The organism is Pseudomonas sp. ERMR1:02 (genome assembly GCF_002277815.1).
GTDB lineage: Bacteria > Pseudomonadota > Gammaproteobacteria > Pseudomonadales > Pseudomonadaceae > Aquipseudomonas.
Genome location: NZ_NKJI01000013.1, coordinates 18,227 through 42,645, shown reverse-complemented (window position 1 = coordinate 42,645; position 24,419 = coordinate 18,227). Strand labels below are relative to the sequence as shown.

Sequence of the window (24,419 nt, the reverse complement as noted above, 5' to 3'; positions counted from 1 at the left end):
GAACCCGGTACAAGGCAGGTCATTTTCGCTGGCAAGCCAGCTCCTACAGGAGGTGACACCTTCGTAGTCGTTTGAGGATTGAAAACATGCTCTCAATTGGCAATCACACTCATGTTGCGGCCGCTGGCCTTGGCCACGTACAACGCCTTGTCGACAGCACCAATCAAATCCTCGGTGCGGGTTTGTGACGCCGGATCGTAACCGCACACGCCCACGCTGACCGTGATCGTACCTGCTGGACTTTCACTGTGCGCAAGGCCCGCCGCCTGCACCGCGCGACGTATGTTCTCCGCCACCAGAAACGCCCCCACATAGTCGGTGCCGGGCAGCACCACGGAAAACTCCTCGCCACCAAAGCGCGCGGCCAGGTCACCGGGACGTTTGATGTAGTCGGTGATGATGGCCGCGAGACTGCGCAGGCACTGATCGCCGGCCAGATGGCCGTACTGATCGTTGAACGCCTTGAAATGATCGACATCGATCATCAACAGTGCGAGACCGGTCTGGTTGCGCCGGGCGCGACCCATTTCCGCGTGGATGAACAGATCGAACTGGCGACGATTGGCCAGCCCGGTCAGCGCGTCTTCCAGCGCCAGTAGCTCCAGGTTGCGATTAAGTTCAAGAAGCCTTTCCTGGGACCCGAGCAACTCGACCTGGATGCGGTTCTGCTGCTTCATCAACTTGATCAGGCGATAACCGAGCACGCCCAGGATCCCGAGCAACAACGCAACGATAAACGCACTGAGCATCGACTCCTTGCGCCAGCCAGCCAGCACTTCGTCCTTGTTCAACGCGGCAAAGACAATCAGCGGATAGCCCTCGACCCGGCGATAACCCACCACCCGCTCGACGCCATCGATCATCGACCGGATGGTGGCCGTGCCCGCGCTGGCTTTGGGCAGCAACTGGGTAAACAGCGGGCTCTTGAGCAGACTGGCGCCGATGTCCGCTTCATTGAACGGGCGCCGCACAACAATGCTGGCATTGTCGGCGATCAGGTTGATTACACCATTACTGCCCATGTCGATGCTGTCGTACAACTGCAGGAAGTGCGAGAGATAGATTGTCGCCAGCGCCACGCCGGCAAAACGGCCATCGGGGTAATTGACTCGCCGCGACACGGTCATGATCCATTCGCCGCTGGAACGACTCTTGATCGACGGACCGATGTGCGGCCCGCGATCAGGATGATCGCGGTGGAAGATGAAGTATTCGCGGTCGGAATTGTTGGCGACGCCTACTTCGGCGCCATTGGAGTTGGCGATCCACTGCCCTTTTTCGTCATACACGAACAGGCCATGGATCTGGCTCAGCTCACTACGCTGGGCGCCGAGCAAGCGCTGCAAGCGATTGAGCCGGCCGTCTGCAACGCCGTCGTTTTCCAGGCGATCGACCAGGCCAAACAGCAGCGTATCCGCCTGCTTGATCGACGCCTGCGCCTGCGAAGCCAGGGTCTGCGCAAGGTTGGACATCGCCACTTCCTTGTCATGCAGATGGTACTGACGCGAACTCCAGACTTCCCAGGTGACGATCACCGCCATCGACAGGCACACGGCAACCAGCAGCGTCACTGCCGCGCGCACCTTGAGCCTGGCGATGGCTGGCCGGTTTTTTTCGATACGGTCGTAATGCCCCATGACGCTCCCTGAGATTCTTATGACAGGGCGAACTGTCCCGCTCGCCACTTTAACCACCCGAATGGGTGATTTTCGCAATAAGTAATCATAAGGTCGTACCGTCAACCGGGCCAGTGCTTTGCGTTATTTGAGGCTCCCCGCCAGAAACTGCTGCAACCGCTCGCTACGCGGACTTTCCAGCACGCTGGCCGGCCCCCCCTGTTCTTCCACCCGGCCCTGATGCAAAAAGATGACGTGGTTCGACACCTGCCGGGCAAACGCCATTTCGTGGGTGACCACCACCATGGTCCTGCCCTCCTCGGCCAGTTGCTGCATGACTTTGAGCACCTCGCCGACCAGCTCCGGGTCGAGCGCGGAGGTCGGTTCGTCGAACAGCATCACCTGCGGCTCCATGGCCAGCGCCCGCGCGATGGCCACCCGTTGTTGCTGGCCGCCGGACAAATGGACCGGGTATTGCCCTTCGACCTTGGCTGGCAGACCAACCTTGGCAAGGTAATGACGGGCCCGCTCCGTAGCCTGCGCCCGACTGATTCCAAGCACACTCATTGGGCACTCGATGATGTTTTCCAGCACCGTCATGTGACTCCACAGATTGAAGTGCTGGAACACCATCGACAGCTTGCTGCGCATGACCCGTAATTGCCCGGGATCGGCCACACACAGTTCGCCGCGTGAATTGCGGCGTGTCAGCAGTTCTTCGGCATTGACGACAATGCGCCCGGCCGATGGCTGTTCGAGATAGTTGATGCAGCGCAGGAAGGTACTTTTCCCTGACCCCGAGGATCCGATAATGCTGATCACATCACCGGCGCGAGCCTTGAGCGATACACCTTTCAAGACTTCATGGCTGCCATAGTTCTTGTGTACATCTTCAACGATCAATTTATACATTCGAGCAAGTCCGGTGGGGTCAATGCGTGCGGGGTTTGAGGTAGGCCAGCCAATGCAGTTCGCCACGGCGAAACAGCCAGATCAGTAAAAAGGCGCTGCCGGCATACAACACCCCGGCGATCCCGAATGCGCTGAAGGACGCGTAGGTCGCCGAATTGACGTCCCGTGCAATCTTCAGCAAATCGGGGACCGTGGCGGTAAAGGCCACCGAAGTGGAATGCAGCATCAAAATCACTTCATTACTGAAAAACGGCAGGGCCCGACGCAACGCCGACGGCAAGACGATTCGGCGATAGAGGCTAAAACGGCCCATCCCGTAGGCTTTGGCGGCCTCGATTTCGCCATGGGGTGTCGCCCGGATGGCGCCGGCAAAGATTTCGGTCATGTAGGCACAGGTGTTGAGCCCGAACGCCAGCACCGTGCAGTTGAACCCGTCACGGAAAAACGCGTTGAGAAAGTCCTGTGACCGAACCACATGCAAACTGTAGACGCCGGTGTAGAAGAACAGCAACTGGATGTACAAAGGCGTGCCGCGAAACACGTAGGTGTAAAACCAGACCGGCAATCGAATCAGCGGATTGCGACTGACCCGGGCAATCGACAGCGGCACTGCGAGCAGAAAGCCGATCACCACCGAAAGAATCAGCAGCCACAACGTCACCGCCAACCCGGAAAAATGTGGCCCGTCACTCCACAGGTAAGCCTGCCAGTAGTCCTCGATAATGCTGGTCATAGCGCCGCCTTCCTGACACCGACCGAGTAGCGGTGCGCAAGCCACATCAATACGACGTTGGACACAGTGGTAATCGCCAGGTAGATCAGGCCGCCGACCAGCGTGAAGTAAAAGAACTGCATCGAGCCCTTGCCCGCGTCCTGCGTGGCCTTGACCACATCGGTCAGGCCGATGATCGAGACCAGCGCTGTGGACTTGATCAACACCTGCCAGTTGTTGCCGATGCCCGGCAGCGCATGACGCAACATTTGCGGGAAGAGGACTTTGCGAAAGGTTTGCCCGCGGGTCATGCCATAGGCCCTCGCCGCCTCGACCTGACCTGCAGGGACTGCCTGGAAGGCCCCGCGGAATGTCTCGGTAAAATAGGCCCCGTAAATGAACGCCAGCGTCACCACACCGGCCAGTAACGGGTCGATATCGATTTGCCCGATGCCCAGCCAGTCGGTCACGCGGTTGAGCAACATCTGCAGGCTGAAGAACAGCAGCAGCATGATCACCAGGTCCGGCATGCTGCGAATAATGGTGGTGTAAGCCGTGGCCATCGTCCGCAACACGCGGTTGGAGGACAGCTTGGAACTGGCGCCGATCAGTCCTGCCAGAACAGCGATCAGCAACGACCAGAGCGCCAGTTTGATTGTGGCCAGTGTGCCCAGCAAAATTTGCGGGCCAAAGCCTTCCAGAAGCATTTCACTCTCCTTGTTCTTATTGGGTGAGGTGAAGGGGGGATGCAGATCGGTAAACTGTAGGAGCGAAGCTTGCTCGCGAAAAACCAATGGGCGCCGCGGAGCATCTGGTTTTTACGCGTTATCGTTCACGACCTTCGCGAGCAAGCTTCGCTCCTACAGGAAGCAGGGGGGTGTTATTTCGCGCCGTAGACGTCGAAATCGAAGTACTTTTTGTTGATCCGCTCGTAAGTGCCATTGGCGAGAATCGTCGCCAGGGCTTTGTTCAAGTCCTCGCGCAACTCGACATCTTTTTTGCGCAAGCCAATGCCATCACCCACGCCGAAAAACTGCGGATCATCCAGGGTCGCGCCCGCGAACTCATAATCCTTGCCCTGTGCCGTGTTCAGGAACCCGTAACTGGCCTGGATGGAGCCCTGCACGGAGGCATCAAGTCGCCCCACCACCAGGTCGGCGTACACCTGGTCCTGATTCTGGTAGGACAGAATGTCCACGCCTTTGGAGCCCCACACCGCTTTGGCATAGGCCTCCTGCGTCGAACCCTGTTCCACGCCAACGCGTTTGCCTTTGAGTGATTCAAGGGTCGGCTGCAGACCCGACCCACGCTTGACGACCAGACGTGCCGGGGCGTTGGACACCTTGTCGGTGAAGGCAATCTGCTCCTGGCGCTTGGGCGTGACGGTCATCGACGACGCCACGGCGTCGAACTTGCGTGCCAGCAGCGCCGGGATCATTCCGTCCCAGCTGCTTTCGACCCAAACGCAGCGGGCGTGCAACTCGGCGCAGAGTGCCTCGGCGATGTCGACCCCGAAGCCGGTCAGCGTGCCGTCCTGGTTTTTGTATTCCAGAGGTGGATAGGTGGGGTCTACACCCAACCTCAAGACCTTACCGGACCAGTCGGCCGCTCCAGCGATGCCCGATGCCGTCAGGAACACCAGTGAAACCGCCGCAATTATCTTGTTCATTATTTTCCTCTCCAGGTCGCAGACGATTTTTGTACAGATTGACGCTCGACATTGCGGCGTCTCAACGCAGAAAACTTTCCACCAGCTTGACCCAGTAACTCGCCCCGATCGGCAGGCAAGCATCATTGAAGTCGTAGCCGGGGTTGTGCAGCTGGCAACCGGTATCGCCGTCGCCATTGCCGATCACCAGATAGCTGCCGGGGCATTTCTCAAGGATGAAGGCGAAGTCCTCACTCGCGGTGAAGGGGCGCAAGTCATCAATCAACCGGTCCTCTCCCAACCAATCCCGGGCGACTTCCCGGGCGAACGCGGTCGACTCGGGGTCATTGATCAACACCGGATGACAATGCTGATAATCAATCTGTGCCTGGGCACCAAAACTCGCGGCTTGGGCGTTTACCAGTTCGGTAATCCGGACTTCCAGCAACCGGCGAACCTCAGGCGTCAGTGCACGCACGCTCAGGCTCATGTCGGCGCTGGATGCAATGACATTCGAGGCGCTACCGGCATGAATGGAGCCCACGGTGATAATCGCCATGTCCTGCGGGCTGACGTTGCGCGAGACGATGCTTTGCAGGGCGATCACGATCGAAGCGCACACCACCACCGGGTCAATAGCCTTGTGCGGCACTGCGCCATGCCCTCCCTTGCCGATGACCTTGATGTTCACCGTGTCGGCCGACGCCATGAACGGCCCGCTGTAGAAGCCCAGATGTCCGACGGGATAACCCGGAACGTTGTGCATGGCGAAAATCGCATCGCAGGGAAAGCGTTCGAGCAGTCCTTCCTCCAGCATTTTACGGGCGCCGCCCAAACCTTCTTCAGCCGGTTGGAAAATCAGCGCAAGCGTACCGTTGAACGCCCGGGTGTGGGCCAGATGCCTGGCGGCCGTCAGCAAGGTTGCCGTGTGACCGTCGTGGCCGCAGGCATGCATGACCCCGTCGATCCGGCTGGCGTAAGGCAATTCGGTGGATTCCTGAATCGGCAGCGCATCCATGTCTGCACGCAAGCCGATAGACCGACCCTCGCCATTCTTCAGAGTGGCGACCACCCCCGTCTTGCCCACGCCGGTGCTGACCTCATAACCCCACTGCAGCAGACACTCGGCAACCCGCTGACTGGTGACGAACTCTTCGAAACCCAACTCGGGATGCGCGTGAATACGCTGACGTAACGCGATCATTTCATCTTGTATCGCTGCAATACCTGGCAGCACGTGGCTGGCATCCATTGTTGTTCTCCTTCGATAGGGACGCAGCGCTTGCGACAGCACTGTGGGACCGATCTTAGGTAACGCAAGCATGGGCTGGGGAGCCCCAGTTTGGTTATGATGACAACCAATGGTTGTCTGAAGGGTAAGCAGATGAAACTGCATCAATTACAAGCACTGATTGCCAGCGCCGAGACGGGCAGCATCCGCGCCGCCGCCCGTTCACTGGAGATTTCCCAGGCGGCGGTGACCAAGGCGTTGCGGGAGCTGGAAACCAGTCAGCAGTTGCCGTTGTTCACCCGCACGCCCAGCGGCCTGAGTTTCACTGAATACGGAAAAGTCTTGCTGACCCACGCCCGGCTGGTGATCAAGCAACTCGAACATGCTCAGACCGAACTCGATCACATGCGCGGCAAGGCTCAAGGCCGGCTGTGTGTCGGGATTACGCCGTGGATCGCCCTGACCTTCCTGCCCGAAGTGGTGTTGGCGTTTCGCGAACGGATGCCGCAAATCAGACTGGAGCTTTACGAAAGCCTGATGGCCGTGGCTCAACCGTTGTTGCGCGACGGCAGCATGGATTTCGCGATCGGCCAACTGCATCCGGCGCAGTCGACCCAGGAATTTGCCTGCGAAACCTTGCTCGATTACCAGACCTCGGTGCTGGTCCGCGAGGGCCATGCGCAACAGCATGCGCGCTCGATCCATGAACTGCTTGAGCAGAACTGGACCCTGAACTATGCGCCGGACGGCCACGATGGCTTGATGCAGGAGCTGTTCTGGAAACACGGCGCGCAGATCGATGAGAACCGAATCGTGCGGGCTCACTCACTGGCTATTTTGCAGATGATGGTCGAGCGCGCTGACATGTGCACCTGGGGGCCTTCCATCGTCAGCATTGCCCCGCCCTTCCTCGGCCGCGTGGTTTCCTTGGACCTGACCGAACAATTCGATTCCCGGCAGCTGAGCATCGTGACACGCCGCAATGGTGCCCTGAGCAACGCGGCGCTTTGCTTCACCGATTGCCTGTTGCAGGTCATTCGACGCCATGCCCGTTCGGCGAAAAAGGAAGACAGGAAACTCTTCGAGACGCTACGACTGCGGGTTTGAGACGGCTCAGGTCCGCGTTTGCTTCACCGCTTCCAGCCACGCCGGATCCAGTCGCGTCTGCTCGGTGTCGATGCCCAGCGCTTGCATCCGCACCTCGTGTTGCTCCATTTCCCGGCGTAATTGCCCGTGGTCGCTGGAGTTCCCGTCCAATTGGTGCATTTGGCTCAACCCCAGGTGATAGAAGCGCAACAGCTTCATGGCGCTCGGATCGCCCGCTTCTACGGCGGCGGTGACGTGGTGCATGACGTTGGTGACGCTCATCAGGCTGCGCTTGAGCTGCCAGCTATAGACCGCCGGCGCCATCCACGCCTGCGTCCAGAACAGCTTGCGCATCAGCGCCGCCATCACCAGTACCGCGGCAAACACGCCGCCGATGTTGAAGCGCAAATTGTCTGCGCCAGGCTCACCGAACAACGCCACCGCGGAGGTGGAAAGCACCATCGCCAGCGCCAGGAAAATCAGCGCAATCATCAGCGTGCTGCGCCGTGTCTGTTGCCGATAGGTCTGGGCGTTCATCGGCTGGATTTCGAACATTACGTCGGGTTTCCTTCAATCGCTGGTAAAAAGAGTGCGGGCATTATCGCCTCTGCGAAGGATTTAGCTATGCTGGGGCTGCTTTTCAACTTTTCATCGTCAAATGGGGACATGGCGAGACCGCGTAATTAGTGCCATCTTCTTTCCTGGATACACACTATTCGGATGTCATTCGTTGTTACTGTGGAATGACATCGTTTTAAGGATCTTTGAATGACCCAACGACAAGTAATCAACGCTTCGGTCAGCCCGAAAGGCAGCCTGGAAACACTCTCCCAACGGGAAGTCCAGCAACTGAGCGAAGCCGGATCCGGCAGCACCTACGACATCTTCCGCCAATGCGCCCTGGCCATCCTCAACACCGGCGCCCACGTCGATAACGCCAAGACCATCCTCGAAGCCTACAAGGACTTCGAAATCCGCATTCACCAACAAGACCGCGGCGTACGCCTGGAACTGCTGAACGCCCCGGCTGACGCTTTCGTCGATGGCGAAATGATCGCCAGCACCCGTGAAATGCTGTTCAGCGCCCTGCGCGACATCGTCTATACCGAAAACGAACTCGACAGCCAACGCATCGACTTGAGCACTTCCCAGGGCATCAGCGATTACGTGTTCCACCTGCTGCGCAACGCCCGCACCCTGCGCCCCGGCGTCGAGCCCAGGATCGTGGTGTGCTGGGGCGGCCACTCGATCAATACCGAAGAATACAAATACACCAAGAAAGTCGGCCACGAACTGGGCCTGCGCAGCCTGGACGTCTGCACCGGTTGCGGCCCCGGTGTGATGAAGGGCCCGATGAAAGGCGCCACCATCGCCCACGCCAAACAGCGTATCCATGGCGGCCGTTACCTCGGTTTGACTGAACCGGGAATCATCGCCGCCGAGGCGCCGAACCCGATCGTCAACGAACTGGTGATCCTGCCGGACATCGAAAAACGCCTGGAAGCCTTCGTCCGTGTCGGCCACGGCATCATCATCTTCCCGGGCGGCGCCGGTACGGCTGAAGAGTTCCTGTACCTGCTCGGCATCCTGATGCACCCGGACAACGAGGGTCTGCCCTTCCCAGTCGTCCTCACCGGCCCGAAACATGCCGCGCCGTACCTGGAGCAACTCGACGCTTTCGTCGGCGCCACCCTGGGTGAAGGGGCGAAGAAGCATTACCAGATCATCATCGACGATCCGGCGGAAGTAGCACGGCAAATGACCGTGGGCCTCAAGGCGGTCAAACAGTTCCGCCGCGAGCGCAACGACGCGTTCCACTTCAACTGGCTGCTGAAAATCGACGAAGGCTTCCAGCGCCCTTTCGACCCGACCCACGAAAACATGGCCAACCTGAAACTGAGCCGCGACCTGCCGCCCCACGAATTGGCCGCCAACCTGCGCCGCGCGTTCTCCGGCATCGTCGCCGGCAACGTCAAGGACAAGGGCATCCGCCTGATCGAACAGCACGGGCCTTACCAGATCCGTGGCGATGCGGCGGTCATGCAACCGCTGGATCAACTGCTCAAGGCCTTCGTCGCCCAACACCGGATGAAACTGCCGGGTGGCGCGGCGTATGTGCCGTGTTATCGAGTGGTGGCCTGATAGCACACTGAAGGGTTGTTATGATCGTTCCCACGCTCCGCGTGGGAATGCAGCCCGGGACGCTCTGCGTCCCTTTCTAGAGCTGGAACGCGGAGCGTCCCTTGAGGCATTCCCACGCAGAGCGTGGGAACGATCGAACGCGAATAACAAGAGGATCGACCAGTGGACCACGTCAACCACATCCTGATCGTCGATGACGACCGCGAGATTCGTGAGCTGGTCGGCAACTACCTGAAGAAAAACGGCCTGCGCACCACCGTAGTCGCCGACGGCCGGCAAATGCGCAGTTTTCTGGATGCCAACCAAGTAGACCTGATCGTGCTGGACATCATGCTGCCCGGCGACGACGGTCTGGTGCTGTGCCGCGAATTGCGCTCGGGCAAGCACAAGGCCACGCCGATCCTGATGCTCACCGCGCGCAATGACGAAACCGACCGCATCCTTGGCCTGGAAATGGGCGCCGACGACTACCTGACCAAACCTTTCGCCGCCCGTGAACTACTGGCGCGGATCAACGCGGTGCTGCGCCGCACCCGGATGCTGCCGCCCAACCTGCTGATCACCGAAAGTGGCCGCATGCTCGGCTTCGGCCGCTGGCGCCTGGACACCACAGCCCGTCACTTGCTCGACGAAGACGGCACCCTGGTGGCCCTCAGCGGCGCCGAATACCGCTTGCTGCGGGTGTTCCTCGATCACCCGCAACGGGTATTGAGCCGTGACCAGCTACTCAACCTGACCCAGGGGCGCGACGCCGACCTGTTCGACCGCTCCATAGACTTGCTGGTGAGCCGCCTGCGCCAACGGTTGAAGGATGATTCCCGGGAGGCAACCTATATCAAGACCGTGCGCAGCGAGGGCTACGTGTTTTCCTACCCGGTGGAAATGCTCGATGCACAGGTGTGAGCATTTTTCCAGGGTTTGGTATCCGTCTGTACAGGAATCCCGTCGGGATACGCAAAAGCCGATCCAGACACAGTTTTCCGCAACAGCCTGACATCCCCATAAATCCTCATCTCTGACACAAAAGCCCCGGAGATAGTCCGGGACAGTGGCACAGTGCCCGTACTAAGATTTGCGCTTCATTACATCAAGGACGATTCATGAAGCGCATCGCCGGTTGCCTGCTGTATTTCCTGACGCTGAATGCGCCCGCGGCCGATCTGAACATGCTCACCGACAACCATCCGCCCCTGCATTTCCAGCAAGGTGGCCAACTGGTGGGATTCGGCGTGGATGTGGTGCGGGCGCTGGCCGAGCGCACCGGCGATCACGTGAACCTGCAACAACTGCCTTTACTGCGTGCCTTGCACGTGGCCAGTACTGAACCGGCCACCGGGGTCTTTACCGTATTGCGCACCGCCGAGCGCGATGGGCGCTACCAGTGGGTCGGGCCGTTGCTGGAAGTGGAAACCGCGCTGTACTCCGCCGACAGCTCCCGGCCACCGGTCCACAATTTGCTCGAAGCCGGCAGTCTGGGCCGGATTGTCGTGCCGCGTAAATGGCTGGTCTACAGCTACTTGCAGCAGCAGGGTCTGACCAACCTGTACGGCGTCGGCTCGCCCGAACAGATGATGCGCCTGGCGCGCATGGGCCGTACCGACTTCGTGGTGTCGGACACGTTGTCCATCGCCACACTGGCCCGTGAAGAAGGTTTGGCCCCCAGCCAGCTGCACTACCAGATGCCGCTGATGCAGCAAGGCAGCTACATCGCGTTTTCCCTGCAGACCGATGCGCGCCAGGTCGCACGCTGGCAAAAAGCGCTGGACGAGATGACCCGTGATGGCCTCCTGGAACAGATCAAGCAACGCTGGCTGAACAACAGTACGCCCCGTTGAACATCGTTGCGGCGGTAAAAGTCAGCCAACCGGCCACGCTGAACGTGAACACTGTCGGCATTGATCGTCAGGAGCGCGAAGCGGTCGTGAAATCGGATGATGCGGTGTTTCAGGAACTGCGGCTGCAGGTTTTACGACTGCTGCGCAGCCGATCGCAGCCTCGCAGGCTCGACAGCTCCTACAGGGTCAACGATGTTGCCACTCGCACGGCTAGCGCCTTGGCCTGACTCGCCACATCAGTGACAGCTGTACTCTCCCACCACATCCCCCGCAACGGCGGTCCCATGGCAAACAGCCGACTGGCCGCCCGCCCATCAGCATCCAGCACCGCACCGTCAACCTCGGCCGCAATCCCCAACGCCAAGTGCCCGGGTTTGATCAACCCGTGCGCCAACAACCGCTGTGGCAACGGCCGGGCAACCCGGCGCCAGTCATACTCAATACCGCTGGAGTTGATCAAAGCCGCGCCGCTGACAACGGTGGTTTGCGCCTCACCGCGACGCCGAATGCGGATACTCACCTCACCGTTGACCGAAGGCTCAAGCCCTTTGAACGACGCCGCCTGAATCCGCAACCGCCCCTCCCCGTGCAAGCGCGCCACCAGCTCGGCACTCAACGGCGGCGAACGGTGGTGATGACTCTCCCACCACGGTCGCACATGCCGTACAAACTGGCGGCGTTGCACGTCCGTGGCCTGACTCCACAAGCGAGCGATGTGCGCCCGCACCGTGTCCAGCGGCGCCTGCCAGTCAATACCCTGGGCGATGGCGTCTCGGCAATGCCGACGCAGTTCGCGCACCAGTTGTCGCGGTGTACGAATGCTGTGATCCTCGGCGAGAAAATCCGCCCAGGCCGGCGGCTGCCGCCGTACATGAGGCAACAGGCCGTGACGGGAAAACACCTCGATCGGCCCGCGATGCCCGGCCTGCTCCAGCGACACCACGGCATCAACCATGGTCAGGCCCGAACCGATGATCAGCACCGTGGACTGCGGATCAAGTTGCTGCATGGCCGCCACATCCCATGGATCAAGCGCCGCGGCGTTCAAGCCGCTGGATTCGGTTTGCGGTGTGCGCGCCGCGGGAAACATACCGGTGGCGAGCACAGCAAAATCACCCTGCAAGCGTTGACCGTCACTCAATGTCAGGCGCACCGAATCGTCATCGGTCTGCAGATCCACCACCTCGGCCCGCACGTGCTCGACCGTCGAACCGTTCAGCGCGCCCACCGCCTGCGCTTGCGCCAGACGCTGCTGCACGTACAAGCCGAAAATTCCCCGTGGCGGGAACAACTCACTGATCGGCACGTGTTGTTCATCCGACTCCGGCCAGCCACCCGCCGCGATGTAGTCGGTCAACCATTGGGTCAGGTCGTCGGCGTTGTCCGGATCGACGCTCATGCGCGCCGCGTTGCCGTTGAGCGTATGGCCCAACTCCACGGCGCTGTAGGCCTCGCCCCGGCCAAGCTCGGCGCGGGGTTCGATCACCAGCACCGAGCGCCGGCCCGGCAGGCGTAACAATTGCGCCGCCAGCATCGTGCCGCTGAGGCCGCCACCGACAATCAGGATGTCCGCGTGACGGATGGCGTCGGTCGCCTGTCCGCTTTGGATTTCACTCATGCCGTTCTCACTGATCACTGTTTGCCTAATTGAAAAACGTGCAGATAACCACGCTCATGCAGCGTTTCGGCGCTGCCCGATCATACTACCCGGCCAAGGTCGAAGACGTAGGCCTGTGATGTTTACTTGAGCGCCGCAATCGCCCAGTCGCAGAGACGTCGGCGCCAGGTTCCCGGCGCGGCGAGACGGCTGTCGATTTCCGTCGCCAACAGATGAAGGCGTTCGGCGGAGAGCAGCAGGCCCGAAGGTGCCACTTCACCGCGATCGCGACTGGCGCTGCCTGGACTCTCCGGGAAGGCCAGGGTTTGCCCGCTGCTCAGCCAATGCTCCAACAACACCGTAAGGCCGCCCTGCCACTGCGTGCCCTCCTCGCTCCACAGCTGCGCGCCCCAGAGTCCCAGCCGCAGGCGTTGCGGAGGCTCCGTGGGGCCGAGCAGCTCGGTGAAGTCGAGCAGTGACTGGCCGTGGTTGAGCCAGAGTTGCTGCGTCTGCCGACCCTGCACAAAGGCATGGGTAGGACCGCTACGCCACAGCACGGTATGCAACGCTGGCGCGTCGAGGTTGTCCGCGACGGCCAGTAGTTCACCGCCCAGCTGCAGTGCGGCCAGGGCCAGCAGCAACAGGTTCGGCTCGAAGGCACCGCTGACGGCCAGGCGCGAATCTTCAGTGAAACCCTGCTGCCGCAAGCCGTCAGCCAGACGCTCGACATCACGCAAGGCATCGATCCAGCGCCAGACAAACCATTGCCCGTGACGCTTGTGGCGCAATGCCGGCTGCAATGGACTGACCTGCGCCCAATGACGCAATTGCTCCAGCGCCTGGGGAGCATTGACCCGCCACTGGGTGGTGTCCGCAATCGGCGGACGTTTGAGTTCGTGCACGCTCATGGGTGACCTCCTGTTCATGGGCAAAAGCGTGCGGGGTCCGCCGGCCAAAGGGTTAACGCAATTGCTAAAACACCAATGCCCCTGTGGGAGCGGGCTTGCTCGCGAAGGCGGTGTAACAGTCAATGAAGATGTTGAATGTGACGGCCCATTCGCGAGCAAGCCCGCTCCCACATTGGATCTTTGTCGAGCCCAGTATTTGTGTACGACTCCGACCTCCTGTGGAAGTATGTGCTGGATATAAATCGTTCAGACTGACACCACCTCTTCTCCTGCTGCCGCAACCCCGCCAAGTCGCGATAACCGGCTGCCGGATGAATCTGCGGCAAGCGCGGCCCTTCGCCAAACAACTTCTCGCGCAACGTCCCCGGTGCATACTCGGTCTTGTACACGCCACGCTTTTGCAACTCCGGCACCAGCAATTCCACGGCATCGATGAATGTTTCGTGGGTCAGTGCGTACGCCAGGTTGAAGCCATCCACATCGGTCTCATCGACCCATTCCTGCAACAGATCGGCGACGGTTTCCGGGCTGCCGACAAACAGCGGGCCAAACCCACCTATACCCACCCAGTCCGCCAGTTCGTTGGGCGTCCAGACCTTGTTCGGATCCGCCGTGGAGAACGCCTCCACCGCCGATTGGATGGCGTTGGTGTGCACATGCTTGAGCGGTTCATCCGGTTTGAACTGACTGAAATCGATGCCGGTCCAGCCGGAAATCAACGCCATGGCGCCTTCATAGCTGACCCAGGTTTTGTATTCCTCGAACTTGGCCTTGGCCTTGGCGTCGGTTTCGCCGAGGATCACCGTTTGCAGGTTGAAGATCAGAATCTTCGACGGATCGCGCCCGGCCTCCGCCGCGCGACGACGGATATCGGCGACGGTTTTCTTCAGCAGCACTTTCGATGGCGCGGCGACGAACACGCATTCGGCATGCTCTGCCGCGAACTGCTTGCCGCGACTCGATGCGCCGGCCTGATACAGCACCGGGGTGCGTTGCGGCGAAGGTTCGCAGAGGTGAATGCCCGGCACCTGAAAATGTTTGCCGACGTGCTGGATCTCGTGGATCTTGCTCGGGTCGCTGAACACCCGACGCTCACGGTCGCGCAGAATGGCGCCCTCTTCCCAACTGCCTTCCCACAGCTTGTAGCAAACTTCCAGATACTCTTCGGCGAAGTCATATCGAGCGTCGTGCTCGGTCTGGTTCTTCTGCCCGAGATTTTTCGCGCCGCTCTCCAGATAAGAAGTGACAATGTTCCAGCCGGCGCGGCCCTTGGTCAGATGGTCGAGGGTCGACAGGCGTCGGGCGAACGGATACGGGTGCTCGAACGACAGCGACGCGGTCAGGCCAAAACCCAAATGCTCGGTAACCAGCGCCATCGGCGGGATAAGTTGCAGCGGATCGTTGACCGGCACCTGAGCCGCCTGACGAATCGCCGCATCACCGTTGCCGTTGTAGACGTCGTAGATGCCCAGCACATCGGCAATGAACAACCCGTCGAACTTGCCACGCTCAAGGATTTTCGCCAGGTCGGTCCAGTACTCCAGATCCTTGTATTGCCAGGAGCGATCCCGCGGATGCGCCCACAGCCCCGGCGACTGGTGGCCGACGCAGTTCATGTCAAAAGCGTTGAGACGAATTTCACGGGCCATCAAACGGCACTCCGAAAGCTTTGGGGATGAATACCCAGTGCGTTTGCAGGAGTCGTGCCTGTTATTAAATTCGTTTAATTTCAGTAGCTTAGACAGTACTTCAAGAAACACTTACATCTTGGGAACAGCAAAGTGTTTCTCCGCTGTTGATTAGCCAACAGTTCAGATCACCACATTACGCACAAACCGCACCGCCACCGGCCCTCATTTCGATAGGAATGGGGCTGGTTGCTGGCGAACATGAAGAACTCGCCGGCGCTGATGCGGTGCGGTACATCGCCGACCATCAGCGTCAGGCAACCTTCGAAGACGTAGAACTGTTCGCTCCAGCCATCGGCATCCGGCTCCGACGGGTAGTGCTCGCCAGGTTCCAGGCGCCATTCCCAGAGCTCGACTTCACGGCTGGCGTTGGCCTTGGCCAGCAACACAGCTTTACTGCCGGGAATCGTCCCGGCCCAGGCCAGTTCATTGATGCGGCTATGGTCGCGCACGTCAGGGGCCTGGATCAGGTCGCTGAATGCCACGTCCAGAGCCTCGGCCACACGATCGAGAGTGGTCAGGCTGACGTTCTTTTCGCCGGCCTCGATGGCCACCAGCATGCGGCGGCTGACGCCGGATTTTTCCGCCAGGGCGGTCTGGCTCATGTCGGCGGCATGGCGCAGACGACGGACGTTCTGGCTGACGTGCTGCAGGACCGAAGCCCGTTGCGTGGAATCTTTGTGCACTATATTGCTCACTTGGTGGTATTGCGCAGTATACTGCCCAACTTCCGGCGCATTGTGCGTCCCCCTCAAATAGTGTGCAAGATCATGACGTCGGTGAACTCCTCCCAGGCTTCCTCCCGTTTCCTGCGGCTCAGCAAGGCTGAGTGTGTGCTGGTGCTGATCACCGTGGTCTGGGGCGGGACCTTCTTGTTGGTGCAGCATGCGATGACTGTCAGCGGACCGATGTTTTTCGTCGGCCTGCGCTTTGCCGCCGCCGCGACCATCGTTGCCCTGTTTTCCTGGCGCAGCCTGCGGGAAATGACCCTGTTCGAACTCAAGGCCGGCGCCTTTATCGGCGTGGCGATCATGCTCGGCTACGGCTTGCAGACCGTCGGTTTGCAAAGCATTCCCAGCAGCCAGTCGGCGTTCATCACCGCGTTGTACGTGCCCTTCGTGCCGTTGCTGCAATGGCTGGTGCTGGGGCGTCGCCCTGGGTTGATGCCAAGCATCGGGATCATGCTGGCGTTTACCGGGCTGATGCTGCTGTCGGGGCCTTCCGGCGCGGCATTGAATTTCAGCCCCGGTGAAATCGCCACGTTGATCAGCGCCATCGCCATTGCCGCAGAGATCATTCTGATCAGCAACTTTGCCGGCCAGGTCGATGTGAAGCGGGTGACGGTGGTGCAATTGGCCGTCACGTCGTTGCTGTCGTTCCTGATGGTGGTACCGACCCAGGAACGGATTCCGGAGTTCTCCTGGTTGCTGCTGTGCAGCGCTCTGGGGCTGGGCGCGGCGAGTGCGGCGATTCAGGTGGCGATGAACTGGGCGCAGAAGAGTGTTTCGCCAACTAGGGCGACCTTGATCTATGCCGGCGAGCCGGTGTGGGCGGGGATTGTCGGGCGGATCGCCGGGGAGCGGTTGCCGGCGATTGCACTGGTCGGTGCGGGGTTGATTGTGGCGGCGGTGATTGTCAGTGAGTTGAAGACCAAGGGTAAGGGTAAGGGTGCTGCGGCTGAGGAAGAGTTGGAGCGGGAAACACAAAGATAAGCCGCAGCATTTGTTGCGCCTGATAGATCGCCTTCGCGGGCAAGCCTCGCTCCTACAGGGATATGCGTACCTCTGTAGGAGCGAGGCTTGCCCGCGAAGGGGCCGGACCTGCCAACCTCTTTCTTTGAAACAATGTTAAACAAGGATTTTCCGTCTACCTTGTAGGATTCTGCGACAGCTTGGCGTTTGGTGATCCGGGAGCTGGCACGTATGATGCTTCACAAACCTCCGCAGATTAGAAGCCTATGTCCCTGATAGTTCTACTGCTTCTGCCTTTTATAGGCAGCTGTCTGGCAGCGCTACTGCCACACAACGCGCGTAATACCGAATCCCTGCTCGCTGGCCTCGTTGCCCTGATTGGCACCGTCCAGGTCGCCCTCCTGTACCCACAAATCGCCCATGGCGGCGTGATCCGCGAAGAATACTTCTGGCTGCCAAGCCTGGGCTTGAACTTCGTCCTGCGCATGGACGGTTTCGCCTGGCTGTTCTCGATGCTGGTGCTGGGCATCGGCACACTGGTTTCGCTGTACGCCCGCTACTACATGTCGCCGGACGATCCGGTACCGCGTTTCTTCGCGTTTTTCCTGGCCTTCATGGGCGCCATGCTCGGGCTGGTGATTTCCGGCAACCTGATCCAGATCGTGTTTTTCTGGGAGCTGACCAGCCTCTTCTCATTCCTGTTGATCGGCTATTGGCACCATCGCGCCGATGCGCGGCGTGGCGCCTACATGGCGCTGATGGTCACCGGTGCCGGCGGCTTATGCCTGCTGGCGGGGGTCATGTTGCTTGGCCATGTGGTCGGCAGCTATGACCTGGACAAGGTCCTGGCCGCCGGCGATCTGATTCGCGCACATGCCCTCTACCCCATCCTGTTACCCCTGATCCTGATCGGCGCCCTGAGCAAAAGTGCGCAATTCCCCTTCCATTTCTGGCTGCCCCACGCCATGGCCGCGCCGACACCGGTCTCGGCCTATCTGCATTCGGCGACCATGGTCAAGGCTGGGGTCTTTCTACTTGCACGGCTGTGGCCGTCGCTGTCCGGCAGCGAAGAATGGTTCTACATCGTCAGTGGCGCCGGGGCTTGCACCCTGTTACTCGGCGCCTATTGCGCGATGTTCCAGAACGACCTCAAGGGCCTGCTGGCCTACTCGACCATCAGCCACCTGGGGCTGATCACCCTGCTGCTGGGCCTGAACAGCCCGCTGGCTGCCGTAGCGGCAGTGTTCCACATCCTCAACCACGCCACGTTCAAGGCCTCGCTGTTCATGGCCGCCGGCATCATCGACCACGAAAGCGGCACCCGCGACATCCGCAAACTCAGCGGTCTGATCAAACTCATTCCATTCACCGCCACCCTGGCCATGGTCGCCAGCGCCTCCATGGCCGGCGTGCCGCTGCTTAACGGCTTCCTGTCGAAAGAAATGTTCTTCGCCGAAACCGTGTTTATCAACGCCAGTGCCTGGATCGAAACCACGCTGCCGATCGTCGCGACCATCGCCGGGACCTTCAGCGTCGCCTATTCCTTGCGCTTCACCGTAGACGTGTTCTTCGGCCCGACCGCCACCGACCTGCCCCATACCCCGCACGAACCGCCGCGCTGGATGCGCGCGCCAGTCGAGTTACTGGTGTTCACCTGCCTGGTGGTCGGGATCTTCCCGGCGCAAGTAGTCGGCCCGCTGCTTGCCGCTGCCGCGCTGCCGGTGGTGGGCGGAACCCTGCCGGAATACAGCCTGGCGATCTGGCATGGCTTGAACGCGCCGATGATCATGAGCCTGATCGCCATGTCCGGAGGCATCGTGCTGTATCTGCTGCTGCGCAATCAGTTCAAGCGCGGGCGTTTCCTCTACCCACCGCTGATTGGCCGGTTCAACGGCAAGCGTCTGTTCGAGCGCGCTTTAATGATCAAGATGCGTCTGGCCCGTCGCCTGGAGCGGCGGGTCAGCACCCGGCGCCTGCAGACCCAACTGTTCCTGATGGTGCTCGCCGCTGTGCTGGCCGGGTTGATCCCGATGCTCCACAGCAGCCTGCACTGGGGCGACCGGCCGAAGATTCCGGGTTCGATCGTGTTCGTCATCCTGTGGCTGCTGGCGATTGCCTGTGCCCTCGGCGCTGCCTGGCAGGCCAAGTATCACCGTCTCGCCGCCCTGACCATGGTCAGCGTCTGCGGCCTGATGACCTGCGTGACCTTCGTCTGGTTTTCGGCGCCGGACCTGGCCCTGACGCAACTGGTGGTCGAAGTGGTGACCACGGTGCTGATCCTGCTGGGCCTGCGCTGGCTGCCACGACGGATCGAAGAGGTTGTTCCCTTGCCGAGCAGCTTGCGCAAGGCGCGAATCCGGCGTATCCGCGACTTGCTGCTGTCCACCGTGGTCGGCGGCGGCATGGCGTTGCTGGCATATGCCATGCTGACGCGCCAGACGCCGAACGACATTTCCTCGTTCTACCTCAGTCGCGCTTTGCCCGAGGGCGGCGGCAGCAACGTGGTCAACGTGATGCTGGTGGACTTCCGCGGCTTCGACACCCTCGGCGAAATCACCGTGCTGGTGGCTGTGGCCCTGACCGTGTTCGCCCTGCTGCGCCGTTTCCGCCCACCCAAAGAAAGCCTGCAACTACCGTCCCAGCAGCGTTTGCTCGCGCCCGACGTGGTCACCGATCTGGTCAACCCGCGTCACGCCAGCGACACCGCACTCGGCTTCATGATGGTCCCGGCGGTGCTGGTGCGCCTGCTGTTGCCGATTGCCTTCGTGGTGTCGTTCTACCTGTTCATGCGCGGGCACAACCAACCGGGCGGCGGTTTTGTCGCGGGCTTGGTGATGTCGGTGGCGTTCATCCTGCAATACATGGTGGCGGGCACCCAGTGGGTCGAGGCGCAAATGAGCCTGCGACCGTTGCGCTGGATGAGCACCGGCCTGCTGTTCGCCACGGTCACTGGCCTGGGCGCGATGGCGGTCGGCTATCCGTTCCTGACCACCCACACCTGGCATTTCGACCTACCGCTGTTGGGCGACATTCACCTCGCCAGCGCACTGTTCTTTGACATTGGCGTGTACGCAGTGGTGGTCGGTTCGACGCTGCTGATCCTCACCGCCCTCGCCCACCAATCGGTGCGGGGCCACAAGACCGCTGCCCAGCCAAACCCGTCGCCATGAAGGAGGCCGTCTGATGGAAGAAGTCATCGCAATCGCCATCGGCGTCCTGGCCGCGTCCGGTGTCTGGCTGATCCTGCGCCCGCGGACGTTTCAGGTGGTCATGGCCTGTGCCTGCTGTCGTATGGCGTCAATCTGTTCATCTTCAGCATGGGCAGCCTGTTTATCGGCAAGGAGCCGATCATCAAGGACGGCGTGCCGCAGGATCTTCTGCATTACACCGACCCGTTGCCGCAAGCGCTGGTGCTGACCGCGATCGTCATCAGCTTCGCCATGACCGCGCTGTTCCTGGTGGTATTGCTGGCCTCCCGGGGCCTGACCGGCACCGACCATGTGGATGGCCGGGAGCCTAAAGAATGAATGCGATGACGCACCTGATCGCGGCTCCCATCCTGCTGCCGCTGCTGACCGCCGCCATCATGCTGATGCTCGGTGAGAAACATCGCCCACTCAAAGCCAGGATCAACCTGTTCTCCAGCCTGCTGGGGCTGGGTATCTCCATTCTACTCCTGCAATGGACGCAAACCACCGGCGTGCCCGGCTCCATTGGCGTTTACCTGCCGGGCAACTGGCAAGTGCCGTTCGGCCTGGTGCTGGTGGTCGATCGCCTGTCGGCGCTGATGCTGGTGCTGACCGGGATCATCGGCGTCAGCGCCCTGCTGTTCGCCATGGCGCGCTGGGACAGTGCCGGCTCTAGTTTTCATGCGCTGTTCCAGATTCAGTTGATGGGCTTGTATGGCGCATTCCTGACTGCTGACCTGTTCAACCTGTTCGTATTCTTCGAAGTGCTGCTGGCCGCCTCCTATGGACTGATGCTGCACGGTTCGGGCCGGGCGCGGGTGTCGTCAGGGCTGCATTACATCTCGATCAACCTGCTGGCCTCGACCCTGTTCCTGATCGGCGCGGCGCTGATCTACGGCGTCACCGGCACCCTGAACATGGCCGACCTGGCGCTGAAAATCCCTTTGGTGCCGGAAGCTGACCGCGGGCTGCTACATGCCGGCGCGGGGATTCTGGCGGTCGCGTTCCTGGCCAAGGCCGGGATGTGGCCGCTGAACTTCTGGCTGGTGCCGGCGTACTCCTCGGCGAGCGCACCGGTGGCGGCGATGTTTGCGATCATGACCAAGGTCGGCATCTATACCTTGCTGCGCCTGTGGACCCTGCTGTTCTCCGGTCAGGCCGGGGCATCGGCGTATTTCGGCGGCGACTGGCTGATCTACGGCGGCATGGCGACCATCGTCTGCGCGGCCGTGGCGATACTCGCCGCGCAGCGCCTGGAACGCATGGCCAGCCTGAGCATTCTGGTGTCGGCGGGGATTCTGCTGTCAGCCATCGGTTTCGCCCAGCCAAACCTGATTGGCGCGGCGCTGTTCTACCTGGTCAGTTCGACCCTGGCCTTGAGCGCGCTGTTCCTGCTGGCCGAGTTGATCGAACGTTCGCGCTCGGCCAACGAAGTCCCGCTGGAGGATGAAACGAGATGTTGCCGCGGCCGCTGGAATCGTTGCATCCGGCCAAGGGCGTCAACCTCGACGACGATCAGAAAGCCGTGGTCGGCCAGGTGATTCCCTGGACCATGGCCTTCCTCGGCTTGAGCTTCATTGCCTGCGCACTGCTGATCATAGGCATGCCGCCGCTCTCCGGGTTCATTGGCAAACTCGGTCTGCTCAGCGCCCTGCTCAATCCGCTGGGTCTTGGCAATGGCAGTGAAGCGCCGATTTCGAACGCGGCGTGGGGTCTGTTGGCGCTGCTGATTCTTTCCGGTCTGGCCTCGCTGGTCGCGTTTTCGCGCCTGGGCATCCAGCGTTTCTGGACGCCGGCAGAACGGCCGTCGCCGGTACTGCGTCGACTGGAATGCGTGCCGATCTTTGCACTGCTGGGCTTGAGCATTGCGCTGACCTTCAAGGCCGAACCGCTGTTGCGCTACACCCAGGCAGCCGCCGATGCCTTGAACAACCCGCAGCAATACGTAATGGCCGTGCTCGGCACCCGGGCGGTGCCGAGCCCCGAAGCCAGGGCCGCGCTGCTGGAGGTGCAACCATGAAGCGTCTGTTTCCTGCGCCGTGGCTGTCGCTGGCCCTGTGGTTGTTGTGGCTGGTGCTGAACCTGTCAATGAGCCCCGGCAACCTGCTGCTGGGCGCCGCACTGGGTTTCTGCGCGCCGTTGATGATGCGCAAGTTGCGCCCGTTGCCGATCCGTATTCGTCGGCCGGGGGTGATCCTGCGCCTGTTCCTGGTGGTCGGTCGTGATGTGCTGGCGTCCAACCTCGCCGTGGCCTGGGGCGTGCTCAACGCCGACCGCCGCCCGCCGCGCTCGCAGTTCATCAAGGTGCCGCTGGACCTGCGCAATGCCAACGGCCTGGCGACGCTGTCAATGATCTGCACGGTAGTGCCCGGCACGGTCTGGTCGGAACTGGCACTGGATCGCAGCATTCTGTTGCTGCACGTCTTCGATCTGGATGACGAGATGCTCTTCATTGAGCACTTCAAGGCGACGTACGAGCGCCCGTTGATGGAGATATTCGAATGAGCGCCTTGCTGTCGAATGCGATTGTGCTGAGCCTGTTCCTGTTTTCCGTGGCGATGATCCTGACGCTGATCCGCCTGTTCAGGGGGCCTTCGGCCAGGACCGGGTGCTGGCGCTGGACTACCTGTACATCATTGCGATGCTGATGATGCTGGCCTTGGGCATTCGCTATGCCAGTGATACCTACTTCGAGGCGGCGCTGCTGATCGCGCTGTTCGGCTTCGTCGGCTCGTTTGCACTGGCGAAATTCCTGCTGCGCGGCGAGGTGATCGAATGAATGCTGAACTGTCGTTGTGGGTGGAGATCCCGGTGGCGATTCTGCTGGTGTCCAGCAGTCTGTTTGCGCTGATTGGCGCCATCGGCCTGGTGCGGATGAAGGATTATTTCCAGCGCATGCATCCGCCGGCCCTGGCCTCGACCTTGGGTGCCTGGTGCGTGGCGCTGGCCTCGATCATCTACTTTTCGGCACTCAAGTCCGCGCCGGTGTTGCATGCGTGGCTGATTCCGATTTTGCTGGCAATCACCGTGCCGGTGACCACGCTGCTGCTGGCACGGGCGGCGCTGTTCCGCAAGCGCATGGCCGGGGACGATGTGCCGGCTGAAGTCAGCAGCCGGAGGACGGAGAACCTGTAGGAGCGAGATGGACGACAGAACACCGCGGGGTGTCAGGCTGCCAGCGTTATCGTTGACGACCATCGCGAGCATGCTCGCTCCTACAACTGGAGGTCAGTTTCACACCCAAGCCACTGCTAATAATCCGCCCCAACGCCACACACAACGGCGAATAAACCCAGGTATCCAGTCGGGCAAACCTGGAGCCTTTGACCTCCTTGAAAAACCCCACCAGCTCCGAATCCCCGATCGCCCGGGCGAACAACAGTATCGCAATCGCACTGATCACCCATTGCAGCACCCAATGCTGCACCTGCGGCAGCCACCAGCCGACCCGCAAACACACCAACAGGGCAATCATCAGCAAAGCTGCAGCCACCAGCAAGGTGATCCAGCCTTGCGGCTCAAAGGCTGGCTGCAACTGTGCACCGTCCTCCATCGGCACCTGCGGCACGGCCGCGACCGCCGCCCATTCACCCCCTAACGCCCAATACACGTGCACCAAACTGATCGCTGCAAATATCGTCACCAGCCATTGAGCCAACGCAAAGGTCATGGTTGAAGATCCTTGAAAGAGATTTGGACAGAATCATCCTAGTCGGCATTTTTTGAAGTGCACGACCGGTCGGCGGAGGAGTAAAGTGCCGCCCCATGAAATTCTCCCGCACCGATCGCTCACTGCTGGCCTGGACGCTCTATTGCTGCGTTCTGCTCAATGTGTTCGCCTGCAGCATCGGTCACGGGCAAATGGTCGGGATGCAGCTCAATGGCATCGGCGGTCAGTTCTGTACGGTCGACCCCGCCACCCAGGCACCGGTCTCGACCAACTCCTCCGAAGAACAACTGCCGACGCTGTCCAAGGCCTTCGGCTGTCCGCTGTGCTCCACCGGGGGCATGGGCCCGGCCTTCAATTCCAGCCTGACCCTGGCAAACCTCCCCGAGCAACACAGCCCGCCACTGGCGCCGATCGCCAGTGCCGACCTTCCTGCCCGCTTTACCTGGCCCTCGGCCAATCCGCGCGCGCCGCCGCTCGCCTGAATCTCTTTGCCTC

General features: G+C 60.9%; 18 protein-coding genes and 6 pseudogenes. 12 read left to right on the top strand and 12 right to left on the bottom strand.

The window, feature by feature from the left end:
* Positions 1-92: 92 nt before the first annotated feature.
* From CES87_RS21355 to CES87_RS21330, 6 genes are all read right to left on the bottom strand, one after another.
* A complete protein-coding gene (locus CES87_RS21355; protein WP_128607666.1) occupies positions 93-1,637 on the bottom strand; it encodes a sensor domain-containing diguanylate cyclase in 1,545 nt (514 codons plus the stop codon).
* A 123-nt stretch (positions 1,638-1,760) separates the two neighbouring features.
* Positions 1,761-2,528, bottom strand: a complete 768-nt coding sequence (locus tag CES87_RS21350; RefSeq protein ID WP_128607665.1) for an ABC transporter ATP-binding protein — start codon at positions 2,526-2,528, stop codon at positions 1,761-1,763.
* A 19-nt stretch (positions 2,529-2,547) separates the two neighbouring features.
* Positions 2,548-3,261, bottom strand: a complete 714-nt coding sequence (locus tag CES87_RS21345) for an ABC transporter permease (RefSeq protein WP_128607664.1) — start codon at positions 3,259-3,261, stop codon at positions 2,548-2,550.
* The gene (locus CES87_RS21340) at positions 3,258-3,947 is read right to left on the bottom strand and encodes an ABC transporter permease (RefSeq protein ID WP_128607663.1); all 690 of its coding nucleotides are present in this window, start codon (positions 3,945-3,947) and stop codon (positions 3,258-3,260) included. The genes CES87_RS21345 and CES87_RS21340 overlap by 4 nt, the downstream gene beginning before the upstream one ends.
* Positions 3,948-4,120: 173 nt before the next feature.
* Complete coding sequence (locus CES87_RS21335; RefSeq protein ID WP_128607662.1) at positions 4,121-4,909, bottom strand: ABC transporter substrate-binding protein; 789 nt, start codon at positions 4,907-4,909, stop codon at positions 4,121-4,123.
* A gap of 61 nt (positions 4,910-4,970) precedes the next feature.
* A complete protein-coding gene (locus tag CES87_RS21330) occupies positions 4,971-6,140 on the bottom strand; it encodes a M20 aminoacylase family protein (protein WP_128607661.1) in 1,170 nt (389 codons plus the stop codon).
* A 132-nt stretch (positions 6,141-6,272) separates the two neighbouring features.
* Here CES87_RS21330 and CES87_RS21325 point away from each other — a divergent pair, with 132 nt between their 5' ends.
* Positions 6,273-7,226 (top strand): LysR family transcriptional regulator, encoded by a 954-nt coding sequence (locus tag CES87_RS21325; protein WP_128607660.1) that lies wholly within the window; start codon positions 6,273-6,275, stop codon positions 7,224-7,226.
* 6 nt (positions 7,227-7,232) lie between these two features.
* Here CES87_RS21325 and CES87_RS21320 read toward each other — a convergent pair whose 3' ends face one another.
* Positions 7,233-7,760 (bottom strand): DUF3087 family protein, encoded by a 528-nt coding sequence (locus CES87_RS21320; RefSeq protein WP_128607659.1) that lies wholly within the window; start codon positions 7,758-7,760, stop codon positions 7,233-7,235.
* 213 nt (positions 7,761-7,973) lie between these two features.
* Here CES87_RS21320 and ppnN point away from each other — a divergent pair, with 213 nt between their 5' ends.
* From ppnN to CES87_RS21300, 3 genes are all read left to right on the top strand, one after another.
* Entirely contained in the window at positions 7,974-9,347 is a 1,374-nt protein-coding gene (gene ppnN / locus CES87_RS21315) for a nucleotide 5'-monophosphate nucleosidase PpnN (RefSeq protein WP_128607658.1), read from the top strand.
* A gap of 162 nt (positions 9,348-9,509) precedes the next feature.
* The gene (locus CES87_RS21305; protein WP_128607656.1) at positions 9,510-10,250 is read left to right on the top strand and encodes a response regulator; all 741 of its coding nucleotides are present in this window, start codon (positions 9,510-9,512) and stop codon (positions 10,248-10,250) included.
* A gap of 197 nt (positions 10,251-10,447) precedes the next feature.
* On the top strand, positions 10,448-11,182 hold the full coding sequence (locus tag CES87_RS21300) for an ABC transporter substrate-binding protein (protein ID WP_128607655.1): 735 nt from the start codon (positions 10,448-10,450) through the stop codon (positions 11,180-11,182).
* Positions 11,183-11,360: 178 nt separating this feature from the next.
* Here CES87_RS21300 and CES87_RS21295 read toward each other — a convergent pair whose 3' ends face one another.
* The 4 genes and pseudogenes from CES87_RS21295 to CES87_RS21280 all read right to left on the bottom strand — a co-directional run bounded on the left by CES87_RS21295 (position 11,361) and on the right by CES87_RS21280 (position 16,061).
* Positions 11,361-12,800, bottom strand: coding sequence for an FAD/NAD(P)-binding protein (locus CES87_RS21295; protein WP_128607654.1), 1,440 nt, complete (start codon positions 12,798-12,800; stop codon positions 11,361-11,363).
* A gap of 122 nt (positions 12,801-12,922) precedes the next feature.
* Positions 12,923-13,687 carry an AMP-binding protein gene (locus CES87_RS21290; RefSeq protein WP_128607653.1) on the bottom strand — a complete coding sequence of 255 codons (765 nt, stop codon included), beginning with the start codon at positions 13,685-13,687 and terminating at the stop codon, positions 12,923-12,925.
* Between the two features lie 266 nt (positions 13,688-13,953).
* Positions 13,954-15,336: pseudogene (locus CES87_RS21285) on the bottom strand (LLM class flavin-dependent oxidoreductase); the annotation flags it as partial.
* A gap of 162 nt (positions 15,337-15,498) precedes the next feature.
* Positions 15,499-16,061 (bottom strand): annotated as a pseudogene (locus tag CES87_RS21280) (helix-turn-helix domain-containing protein).
* Here CES87_RS21280 and CES87_RS21275 point away from each other — a divergent pair.
* The 7 genes and pseudogenes from CES87_RS21275 to CES87_RS21245 all read left to right on the top strand — a co-directional run bounded on the left by CES87_RS21275 (position 16,056) and on the right by CES87_RS21245 (position 23,389).
* Positions 16,056-17,087, top strand: coding sequence for a DMT family transporter (locus CES87_RS21275; RefSeq protein WP_128607652.1), 1,032 nt, complete (start codon positions 16,056-16,058; stop codon positions 17,085-17,087). The pseudogene CES87_RS21280 and the gene CES87_RS21275 overlap by 6 nt on opposite strands.
* Before the next feature lie 245 nt (positions 17,088-17,332).
* Positions 17,333-20,236, top strand: a complete 2,904-nt coding sequence (locus CES87_RS21270; protein ID WP_128607651.1) for a monovalent cation/H+ antiporter subunit A — start codon at positions 17,333-17,335, stop codon at positions 20,234-20,236.
* A 13-nt stretch (positions 20,237-20,249) separates the two neighbouring features.
* A pseudogene (locus CES87_RS21265) lies at positions 20,250-20,593 on the top strand (Na+/H+ antiporter subunit C).
* Positions 20,590-22,274: pseudogene (locus CES87_RS21260) on the top strand (monovalent cation/H+ antiporter subunit D). Before CES87_RS21265 ends, CES87_RS21260 begins: the two co-directional pseudogenes overlap by 4 nt.
* The gene (locus tag CES87_RS21255; protein ID WP_128607650.1) at positions 22,271-22,759 is read left to right on the top strand and encodes a Na+/H+ antiporter subunit E; all 489 of its coding nucleotides are present in this window, start codon (positions 22,271-22,273) and stop codon (positions 22,757-22,759) included. Before CES87_RS21260 ends, CES87_RS21255 begins: the two are co-directional and overlap by 4 nt.
* Positions 22,756-23,033 (top strand): annotated as a pseudogene (locus CES87_RS21250) (K+/H+ antiporter subunit F). The gene CES87_RS21255 and the pseudogene CES87_RS21250 overlap by 4 nt, the downstream one beginning before the upstream one ends.
* Positions 23,030-23,389, top strand: a complete 360-nt coding sequence (locus CES87_RS21245) for a Na+/H+ antiporter subunit G (protein WP_128607649.1) — start codon at positions 23,030-23,032, stop codon at positions 23,387-23,389. Before CES87_RS21250 ends, CES87_RS21245 begins: the two are co-directional and overlap by 4 nt.
* 99 nt (positions 23,390-23,488) lie before the next feature.
* Here the strand turns inward: CES87_RS21245 and CES87_RS21240 are convergent.
* Positions 23,489-23,924 (bottom strand): annotated as a pseudogene (locus CES87_RS21240) (DUF3995 domain-containing protein).
* Positions 23,925-24,019: 95 nt separating this feature from the next.
* Here CES87_RS21240 and CES87_RS21235 point away from each other — a divergent pair.
* On the top strand, positions 24,020-24,406 hold the full coding sequence (locus tag CES87_RS21235; protein WP_128607648.1) for a DUF2946 domain-containing protein: 387 nt from the start codon (positions 24,020-24,022) through the stop codon (positions 24,404-24,406).
* Positions 24,407-24,419: the final 13 nt, after the last annotated feature.

Coding starts and splice junctions, on each gene's coding strand:
- CES87_RS21355 (WP_128607666.1), bottom strand. CDS start 1,637: ATGGGGCATTACGACCGTATCGAAAAAAACCGGCCAGCCATCGCCAGG.
- CES87_RS21350 (WP_128607665.1), bottom strand. CDS start 2,528: ATGTATAAATTGATCGTTGAAGATGTACACAAGAACTATGGCAGCCAT.
- CES87_RS21345 (WP_128607664.1), bottom strand. CDS start 3,261: ATGACCAGCATTATCGAGGACTACTGGCAGGCTTACCTGTGGAGTGAC.
- CES87_RS21340 (WP_128607663.1), bottom strand. CDS start 3,947: ATGCTTCTGGAAGGCTTTGGCCCGCAAATTTTGCTGGGCACACTGGCC.
- CES87_RS21335 (WP_128607662.1), bottom strand. CDS start 4,909: ATGAACAAGATAATTGCGGCGGTTTCACTGGTGTTCCTGACGGCATCG.
- CES87_RS21330 (WP_128607661.1), bottom strand. CDS start 6,140: ATGGATGCCAGCCACGTGCTGCCAGGTATTGCAGCGATACAAGATGAA.
- CES87_RS21325 (WP_128607660.1), top strand. CDS start 6,273: ATGAAACTGCATCAATTACAAGCACTGATTGCCAGCGCCGAGACGGGC.
- CES87_RS21320 (WP_128607659.1), bottom strand. CDS start 7,760: ATGTTCGAAATCCAGCCGATGAACGCCCAGACCTATCGGCAACAGACA.
- ppnN (WP_128607658.1), top strand. CDS start 7,974: ATGACCCAACGACAAGTAATCAACGCTTCGGTCAGCCCGAAAGGCAGC.
- CES87_RS21300 (WP_128607655.1), top strand. CDS start 10,448: ATGAAGCGCATCGCCGGTTGCCTGCTGTATTTCCTGACGCTGAATGCG.
- CES87_RS21295 (WP_128607654.1), bottom strand. CDS start 12,800: ATGAGTGAAATCCAAAGCGGACAGGCGACCGACGCCATCCGTCACGCG.
- CES87_RS21290 (WP_128607653.1), bottom strand. CDS start 13,687: ATGAGCGTGCACGAACTCAAACGTCCGCCGATTGCGGACACCACCCAG.
- CES87_RS21270 (WP_128607651.1), top strand. CDS start 17,333: ATGTCCCTGATAGTTCTACTGCTTCTGCCTTTTATAGGCAGCTGTCTG.
- CES87_RS21255 (WP_128607650.1), top strand. CDS start 22,271: ATGAAGCGTCTGTTTCCTGCGCCGTGGCTGTCGCTGGCCCTGTGGTTG.
- CES87_RS21245 (WP_128607649.1), top strand. CDS start 23,030: ATGAATGCTGAACTGTCGTTGTGGGTGGAGATCCCGGTGGCGATTCTG.
- CES87_RS21235 (WP_128607648.1), top strand. CDS start 24,020: ATGAAATTCTCCCGCACCGATCGCTCACTGCTGGCCTGGACGCTCTAT.